The sequence below is a fragment of the Mesorhizobium sp. M1A.F.Ca.IN.020.04.1.1 genome (assembly GCF_003997315.1).
Classification (GTDB): domain Bacteria; phylum Pseudomonadota; class Alphaproteobacteria; order Rhizobiales; family Rhizobiaceae; genus Mesorhizobium.
The window spans coordinates 1-1689 of record NZ_RZSN01000357.1; the positions used below are offsets into that span (position 1 = coordinate 1).

General features: G+C 61.5%; 3 protein-coding genes. 2 read left to right on the plus strand and 1 reads right to left on the minus strand.

What is annotated here, in order from left to right:
- Nucleotides 1-389, minus strand: a 389-nt coding sequence (locus EOA49_RS33210) for a phage prohead protein (RefSeq protein WP_206520251.1), incomplete at its 3' end; no start/stop codon positions are given.
- Nucleotides 390-719: 330 nt separating this feature from the next.
- Between EOA49_RS33210 and EOA49_RS32970 the strand changes: the two genes are divergently transcribed.
- Together EOA49_RS32970 and EOA49_RS31790 are read left to right on the plus strand one after the other, a co-directional pair.
- Complete coding sequence (locus tag EOA49_RS32970; protein WP_164746906.1) at nucleotides 720-887, plus strand: hypothetical protein; 168 nt, start codon at nucleotides 720-722, stop codon at nucleotides 885-887.
- Between the two features lie 173 nt (nucleotides 888-1060).
- On the plus strand, nucleotides 1061-1689 hold a 629-nt coding region (locus EOA49_RS31790), incomplete at its 3' end, for an RNA ligase family protein (RefSeq protein WP_281058471.1).

Here is a 1689-nt window from a genome sequence, read left to right on the forward strand (position 1 = left end):
ACATAAGGCCGCACAAGACAGAGGTCACGATCATCATCGATCGCGAACGCAACGTGGGGCTGATACGTCGGGTGTTCCCACTTCGCCCCGTGCCGGCGGAACTGCGCATGACGTTGGCGCAGTTTCCGGCATCCGAAAATCAGGACAGCCACGCCACTGAATTGGCGGACCAGCCGCCGGCGCCCTCGAGGCACGGACAGATAGCCGTCGCATGCCGGAATCTCTAGCCACGGCAACGGGTCGCGGCTGAGCGCGACCGTCACATGCAGCGCTGAGGCGCGGATCGGTCTTTGAAATCCTTCGCCCTGAGCCCATTCGAGCAAGTCATCCGGATTGAGAAGCGATCTGCTTACGAACAGGGGACGGCAGGGAGCAGATTTCTTCGTCATGATCGGTCACCGGATTTCGAAAAGAGCCGTCCCGGAAATGCTCCAGGACGGCTCCCGTGGTTGATGACAAGAAGGGCTAGCGACTTGCCATCACCAACTCGTGATTGTCGTTGCCGTCGCGCACTATGCTGATTTCATCCGTCGCTGTAAACCGCCGCATGGTGCCATTTTGGGTGTATCAGTTGTGATTGCTGGCTGCGAAGCAGTCCGCACGAGCGATCGTCACCCGCATGGGCGGAGACCAGACGAAACATGGGCTCCGTGCCGCCGGCATAGAGCGCGGTCGCGAAGCGGCGTGCCAGAATTCCGTTCCTCCACACGGATTCGAGGGTGCAGCCGCATATCCAATTCGGCTACACTGATTCATGGGGCGTTTTTCAGCAACATCAACTGGCCGGAGCGATGGCAGGACAATCTTTCGAGGAATGGACACAGCAACTCGGCTTGCAGCGGATCGACGACCCTCATTTCGACAAGTCGGCTTATCGAGCCTTCTAGCTCGCCGGTCGTCTGGGTGAAGTGTCCACACACGGGCGCGACAAAATGCGAATTACTGGACACCGAGACCAGCCCTCAGGGCCGAGTTCGACTTGGTCGAAACACTGGCGGCTCAGGAGTAGTTCAACCTCTCCGATACGGCATTTCTCGCAGGATTGTGCGTTAATAGGCCAATGGCCAGAGCATCCTCGAGAAAGCCCCCCGACACGCCTTCGCCGGACCCGATGCCGGCCCGCGTCGATCCATGTTTGGCGATGCTGGTGGACAAGCCGCCAAAGGGGCCGGACTGGACGTTCGAGGTGAAATGGGACGGCTACCGGCTCGCAGTCCACATCGATCCGGAGCGCGTGCGGATCATCACGCGTGGCGGCCACGATTGGACGAGCCGTTTTCCGACGATTGCGGCCGAGGCGCGCCGGCTCGGACTGAAGACCGCCATTCTCGACGGCGAAGCGGTCGTGCTCGACGACAGGGGGCGCTCCGATTTCGGCATGCTCCAACGGGCGCTCGGGCGCCGGCCGGCCGCGCACGAGGCCAGCGAAATCATCTTCTACGCTTTCGATCTCCTCTATCTTGACGGCCGCGATCTGCGCCGGCTGCCTCAGCACGAGCGCCGGCGCCTGCTGAAGCCGATCGTCACGGGCCGCGACGGCGCGATCCGGCTTTCAGACGAGGTCGAGGCGGAAGGGGAAGAATTCTTCCGTGTCGCCTGCGAGCATGGCCTGGAAGGCGTCATAGCCAAGCATCGCGGCAGGCCTTATCACTCCGGCCGAAGCGATTGGTGGCAGAAGATCACCTGCAA